This is a genomic window from Clostridium puniceum (assembly GCF_002006345.1).
GTDB classification, from domain to species: Bacteria; Bacillota; Clostridia; order Clostridiales; family Clostridiaceae; genus Clostridium; species Clostridium puniceum.
Map to the genome: position 1 here is coordinate 1 of NZ_LZZM01000044.1, position 6,477 is coordinate 6,477.

A 6,477-nucleotide genomic window follows, 5' to 3' on the forward strand; every position below is an offset into this window, starting at 1 on the left:
TTTTTATTGTAAATAATAATACTATAGATATTGTTGATAAAAGAAGCGAAGGCAATGGTGTTGTAATAGAGTATAGTAAAAATATTAGAAGTATAAAAGAAAATACATATATTACTGATTTAGCAACTGTTTTAATTTCCAAAAGTGGAGAGTATATAGTTAAGGTATAACAACAATTGATAAAGTTGAAATTAGACCTACGAAGAAGAGAATTTCACTTTTCTAATACAACAAAATGCTTAAGCAGTAACTATGATCATTAAAAATCAAATATATATAAGTTCTAATTAATTTGTTACATAAAACTCATAGTGTATATTAGCTGAATATACATGTTTCAAAATAAACCTACATCTAAAAGCTTGTGATTATAATAATTTGTAAATAATTTATATGTAGAAATCTAATTGCAACATATATGTAATTTATTTGTTAGAATATATATGAATGTTGAATTTTATTCTAATGAACAAACAACAAAAAATAGTGCTTTAAAAGTACAAAATTCTGCTGGAGATCCTCTTATGTATTTTGATAATGATAAAGGAAGTCTAGCAACTAGAGAACTGTCTATAATTGATAATGTATCCTATAAGGATAGACAATATAAAAAAGTCTATCTATGGAGTATTTTCATGTATAATAGAATAAATAACATTAGGAGCTGATACAATGAGTAAAAACTATTTACATAATAAGGAATGGAAATATTATCTAGAAACCAATATGTAAGAAGGCAAGTATAAAAGCATTACTTATACTGATGAATTTAAGAATATCTTTATTACGGAGAATCAAAAAGAGAAATTTCCAAGAGAAATATTTGATGAGTGTAGCTTGGATATAAATATTCTCGGAATTTAAAAAATTAAAAAAAGAATAGGAATGTACAAAGTAAGTGAAGATACGTTTATTCATTCAGATCAAGGAGTGAATTATATTAATTTAATATTTAAAAAATTGGTAAAAAATATAAATTGGGAAAATGCTCTACAAGAATTATTCTTTTGGCATTTTAAAGATGAAGCATATAAAACCATGTGAAAATTTAGACCAGTTAAAGAAATTAAGCTCTATATGATTTACTATAATAATTATAGATACCAATGGAATTAAAAAAAGATGACTCCTGTTCAATACAAAAATTATCTTTTAATGTAGCCTAGTTTTTTTATTGCCCTTGACAAAGGCACATTTTATACAAATAGGTACTTTTTGTTGTTTTTATTTACAAAAATTAATGCTTTAAAATAAATAGTTCGGCTAAAAATTGTGTAGCATGAAGAATTTTATATAAAGTTAAATATTATCTTACTCAAATTTGATATAATTATATTAATAAATATGTTGGAGGTGCAGGAATTATGGAAGATTGGAAAGTTAAACTGTTAAGAAAGTTATTTTTCTATCAAGAGATTGTAGGGAATTTTGATATTAACAATAGGTTAGAAGAATTTATAAGCATAGAGTATGACCTTATTGTAGATAGCAATGGGTCAGATTATTTTATTTATGAAGAGGACGGTTTTAGAATATGGATAGAAGAAGATGAAAAACAAGGGGAAGAAGATAATAAATTAAAAAGATTAAAGCAATGGCTAGAAGAAAAAGATTTAATGGAATGGCTTGATAAAATGTATATTAAAGAATGAGAATATAAGTAGTATTCAGTATTTAAAAAGATATTCTTATTCATAAGTTAAGCTTTTTTAAGTAATTTTAGACAGACTAGATTTAAATATATCTAGTCTTTTAATATGCAAAAAATAGACAAAAAATAATAGAAGTTGATAAATAAATAAATAAATAAATAAGTGGAAATGCTGTTTAACTGATGATTTAGGAAGAGTTATCAAAGGATGGTATTAAGATAATGGAAAATGGCATCATTATATAAGAAGAAACAGGAATTTTAGATAATGATTGGTTGAAGACAAAGATTCTAGGTTGTATTATCTTGATAAAAAAATGGAGAGATGAAAACAGGGGTATATAATTAAAATCAACTTGATTTATTATGTTTAATGGTAAAAATGAATTATTAAGTTCAACACTTTATAGAAGAACATGTGAAGGCGTTAGGGATGAAAGTCTTAAAGATAACTTTACAGTATGGAGCAAGGCAAATAGAGAAACTATGTAACATTTATTTAATCATAGAATTAAAGAATATGAAATGTTTGCTAATGCGGACTATACAAGAAATTTATAGAGTAATGATATATAAATGAAAGAAAGAATAATTACAAAATTAACAAGTGGAAGATTTTTAATAGCTCTGACATTAACTATAGTTTTGAAGTGTTAACTTTTAGCAACAGATTAAGTACAAGATTTCTTACAATTTATATAATATTGGTTATATTTTGGTAAAGAAAGAGTAACTAACACAGTAGAGAATGAAAGAAAATCAGAAAATAAAACAGAATAGGAGGTATGACAAGAGATTTAGCAACAATGTGTAGTCTGGTTGGAAGTGTTGGATTTCCAATAGCAATAGCGTTAATAGTAAGTTTTAAAGTTATATTAGATAGATTTTTAAAAAGTATGGGTTAAGTAATTGAAAGTTAATATATTACTACAAACTACTGAAAGTTTTGTAGGGACTGTAAATATTAAAAGGTAAGATATTGAGGAGAAGTTTGATATGATAATGTATAAGTTAAGGGGAGTGCAAAAATATTCAAATTTATTAAGGAAACATACAGGAAACTTTACTATAATAAAATTGCAGATAAGTGTTTTTCATTAATTAATAGGGTAATAAACAGTAGAAATATTGTTTATTAACCTATTTTTTTATTTAAGTGACAGTATCCAAAAACAATCAAACTAAAAATTTAAACTTTCATAAAAAATTGTATAAGAATAGTAAATTCATATTGACATGTATTAACAAATAAGGTAATATAGTATATGTGATTTGATATCTGGTAACTAAGAAAAAGGACGTTCAATTATATAACTTACCATCTCACGTGACTGGTACTCACGCTTTTAAAGTAATGTAATTATACTTGTCCTTTAGTTTTATTTTTTTGTACGTATATCCTTATTTAAAGGATTTTAAGATTATAGAGATTAAATTAAGTAGCTCACCAAGAAAAAGAAATATATTTTTCAACAATTCTTTATTGAAACGTTTTTTTGTTTTAGTACGTTTCATATGCTACCGCCTCCATTGTATATAGTATTCGAGATGGTATGTTAATTATATCATTATTTGGTAAAAAATACAATTAGAAAGCTTAAAATAATAAGTATGAGGCTTAAAATAATAATATAAATATTGTAATTTCAAACTTAGTACAAATTGTACTAAGTGCTCTTTTCGTAGGAAAATATAGCGTACATTAATATAGAGATTTTTTGTTTTGTGGATTATTTTAAATTAGGTATTGTAAATTTGGTAAAAAAGATAGAGTGGTATTCTATAGTACAATAATGAATAAGATATTACAAAAAATAGCTTGGATTTGAAGATAGTGTGTAAAGAATAAGATTAAATATTAATATTATATTACATTTATTAAGAAATAATTTTGCCATTTGCAAATATTAATAGTTATGGTACAAGTTTTATAAAATGTATAACTGAGAAATGCAAATTTATTCATGCATGCCAATATAAAGATTATATAAAAGGCGTAGATAAAAAAATTATAAAGACTCAAATAAAAAGAAACTTGTAAAAAATGATTTAGTATGTGAATGCTAGGTTATTCTCTATTTTTGCGTTAAAATTATTAAATAAAATTATATAGAATAATTAACGAACAAAGCACTTAATCTTAGTCAGATGAAGGCTTTTCAGTTATATCAACAGAAACTTGGTATTGTATTGATATTGGTAATTAAAATATTAACACATTTTATATATTCATACAGAACTCTAAATCCTTAATGTTAGATATATAGAAAGGAATAGCCATTCAACATTTACAAGATCATTCAGACTGGTTTCAAGCTTGAATATTTGACATTATAATTTTAAGAGCATTAACTTAGGATAGTATTTTATGTTTTGCAATTATATAAACATAAAGCTGGAATTGTAAGTCCTATAATTGCAAAATTATAAATGCGGGTTTGTGTAAGATAGGTATTCGTATAATGAAATGGCTGTATAGAAGAATGATGCCAAATACAGACTTGTCGTTTAGGAAAAAAGAGAGAAGTTAGTAGAGATATAAAAGTTTGAGTTGTAATTTGTAAAAAAGTGAATATATTAAGATTATTTGTAGAAAAAAATTTTATAATAAGTAAATTAAATATTTACATAATGTGGTATTATTAAGATAAAAACAAATGGTATTATGATATGAAGGGCGCGTGATTTTATGAAATTAAAATGGGATAATTCATTCGAGATTGGTCATGAAAATATTGATAATCAACATAAAGAACTTATGGACAGAATAAATTATTTTTTTGATTCTATAGACTCAGGAACAGGTAAAGAAGAAGTACTTAGAACTTTAGATTTTCTCGAGATATATACTAATAAGCATTTTTATGATGAAGAAGAGATTCAAAGAAATTACAATTATCCTAAGTATAAAGAACAGTGTATACAACATCAGGTCTTTAGAAATCAATTACAAGATATACGATATATGTGTGATAAATATGGAGTAACCGGAGCAATAACTAATTATATGCAACAGAAAATAGTAGACTTTTGGGAATATCACATAAAGAATTTAGATAAAGATCTTGGACAATATCTAAAAGCAAAAAATAAAATGGAATGTATTGAAATTTGAACAGATTTTAAATTATAATGATAATTATTTATATGGAAAGATTAATCAATAAATTAAAAGTGCTATTAATGATATTATAAAATTTGTTATATAGAATATAAATTTTGAACTCACATTTATGTGGGTTCTTTTTGGATTTTATAATTATTTTCATGTAGCTTGTATTAATTTAGAATGTTAGAGCAAATAGACAAGTAATGCTGAAATAAAAAAATAATATAAGAGTTTTTAGATTAGATAAATAATGCGAAAAATAGAATGAACATGTCAATATTTGTGGAAACAAAAGTAAAAAAACGAATGAAAATAAGAGGGGAAAATATAAAAATGTAGAAATATAAATTATAAAGTAATAGTTTATGAAAGGTGTGATTTTATGGGAATGAAATGGGAAGAAAAATGGTCAGTAGGTGTTGATAAAATTGATACTCAACATCAAGAATTATTTAATCGAATTGATCAGTTGGTAACTGCTATGAAGACTGGAAAAGGAAAGGATGAAGTAATAGGTACCTTGGACTTTCTTGAAGAATATGTAATAAAACATTTTAATGATGAGGAAGAACTTCAAAAGAAAAATAATTATCCTAAATATGAAATTCAGCATAGAGGACATGAGGAATTTAAAGATAGTTTAAGGGAATTAAGAAGAGTTTTTGAAACAACAGGAATATCAGCAATATTTGTTATAAATGTGCAACAAAAAATTTCAAACTGGTGGAGAAAACATATATTAGAACTAGACAGGGATTTGGGGAATTTTTTAAGGAAGAGTTAACATATAAATTAATAGCTGACATAAAAATTAATGGATCAGTTCATTGTAAAGATATGGTATGTATTATAGAACAAGATTAGAAAGAAGTTATCATTTTTTCTACTCTTATTTTTATTGAAGATATTAACTTTAATTACATCATATTTTCTTTAAATTTGCGAATACTTTAATATGTTGTTTGAATTGTATAATTCAAACTTATAATATGATAAAAACACATCTTGAACATATTTGTTAAAAAGAATAGCTTCAAGATGTATTTTGTACAAGATCTTTACAAAATTAAAACTTATGTTTATTTGCTTTATTATATATATAATTAACATAAAGTATAGAAATTAATGCAGGATAAAAAATAGAATAAATTTAATAAAAAAAGTATAACGTTTACACAAAAGGTGCTATAATAGAAATATAAAATATTATAATCAATTAAATGTAAGGGGGAATAAATATGTTGTTTATAGTTATTCTTATTGTTATTATATTAATTGCTTGTGATGCTTTTTACGGTACAGAAGAAAATCAAAAGAAAGAAGATGTATTTGAGAAAAAATTAAATAATAGACAAAAAATGTGAATTTACAATGAATAAGCACTATTTATTCATTCTATAGCTGTAAAAAACAAATTTAACTAGTTTTTTATAGCTTTTTTTGAGTAAAATAAAAAAAGACCTGTTGTAAAATGAAATTGAACTAATAAAAAATCCATAGTGGATTATTCTGTGTTATGATTTAATCTCTAAACAAAAAACATACACGGAGGATAATCACTATGGACTACCCAAATAATAACACAGAACTACGTAAAAATAAACATTTGAATTTTGAAGAACGTATGCTTATCCAGCTTCGTCTAAAAGATGGCTTTTCACCTTATAAGATAGCAAAAGAGTTAAAACGACCTATAAACACTATCTTAAATGAAATT

At 24.2% G+C, this 6,477-nt stretch carries 7 protein-coding genes and 1 pseudogene; all 8 read left to right on the plus strand.

Going from position 1 to position 6,477, the window contains the following annotated elements; translation table 11 throughout:
* Nucleotides 1-443: 443 nt before the first annotated feature.
* A complete protein-coding gene (locus CLPUN_RS03945; protein ID WP_143328971.1) occupies nt 444-668 on the plus strand; it encodes a hypothetical protein in 225 nt (74 codons plus the stop codon).
* 4 nt (nt 669-672) lie between these two features.
* A pseudogene (locus CLPUN_RS29530) lies at nt 673-861 on the plus strand (IS3 family transposase); the annotation flags it as partial.
* Between the two features lie 503 nt (nt 862-1,364).
* Nucleotides 1,365-1,652 carry a hypothetical protein gene (locus CLPUN_RS03950; RefSeq protein WP_077846080.1) on the plus strand — a complete coding sequence of 96 codons (288 nt, stop codon included), beginning with the start codon at nt 1,365-1,367 and terminating at the stop codon, nt 1,650-1,652.
* 365 nt (nt 1,653-2,017) lie between these two features.
* Nucleotides 2,018-2,143, plus strand: coding sequence for a hypothetical protein (locus tag CLPUN_RS29100; protein ID WP_278281597.1), 126 nt, complete (start codon nt 2,018-2,020; stop codon nt 2,141-2,143).
* 2,197 nt (nt 2,144-4,340) lie between these two features.
* Nucleotides 4,341-4,766 carry a bacteriohemerythrin gene (locus CLPUN_RS03955; protein WP_077846081.1) on the plus strand — a complete coding sequence of 142 codons (426 nt, stop codon included), beginning with the start codon at nt 4,341-4,343 and terminating at the stop codon, nt 4,764-4,766.
* A 376-nt stretch (nt 4,767-5,142) separates the two neighbouring features.
* Nucleotides 5,143-5,544, plus strand: coding sequence for a bacteriohemerythrin (locus CLPUN_RS03960; RefSeq protein ID WP_077846082.1), 402 nt, complete (start codon nt 5,143-5,145; stop codon nt 5,542-5,544).
* 454 nt (nt 5,545-5,998) lie between these two features.
* A complete protein-coding gene (locus CLPUN_RS29105; RefSeq protein WP_278281598.1) occupies nt 5,999-6,124 on the plus strand; it encodes a hypothetical protein in 126 nt (41 codons plus the stop codon).
* Nucleotides 6,125-6,321: 197 nt separating this feature from the next.
* On the plus strand, nt 6,322-6,477 hold a 156-nt coding region (locus CLPUN_RS03965), incomplete at its 3' end, for a helix-turn-helix domain-containing protein (RefSeq protein ID WP_143328945.1).

What these genes read in the sequence shown, in the direction of transcription:
- CLPUN_RS03955 (WP_077846081.1), top strand. Translation starts at nt 4,341, where the DNA reads ATGAAATTAAAATGGGATAATTCATTCGAGATTGGTCATGAAAATATT.
- CLPUN_RS29105 (WP_278281598.1), top strand. Translation starts at nt 5,999, where the DNA reads ATGTTGTTTATAGTTATTCTTATTGTTATTATATTAATTGCTTGTGAT.
- CLPUN_RS03945 (WP_143328971.1), top strand. Translation starts at nt 444, where the DNA reads ATGAATGTTGAATTTTATTCTAATGAACAAACAACAAAAAATAGTGCT.
- CLPUN_RS03950 (WP_077846080.1), top strand. Translation starts at nt 1,365, where the DNA reads ATGGAAGATTGGAAAGTTAAACTGTTAAGAAAGTTATTTTTCTATCAA.
- CLPUN_RS03960 (WP_077846082.1), top strand. Translation starts at nt 5,143, where the DNA reads ATGGGAATGAAATGGGAAGAAAAATGGTCAGTAGGTGTTGATAAAATT.
- CLPUN_RS29100 (WP_278281597.1), top strand. Translation starts at nt 2,018, where the DNA reads ATGTTTAATGGTAAAAATGAATTATTAAGTTCAACACTTTATAGAAGA.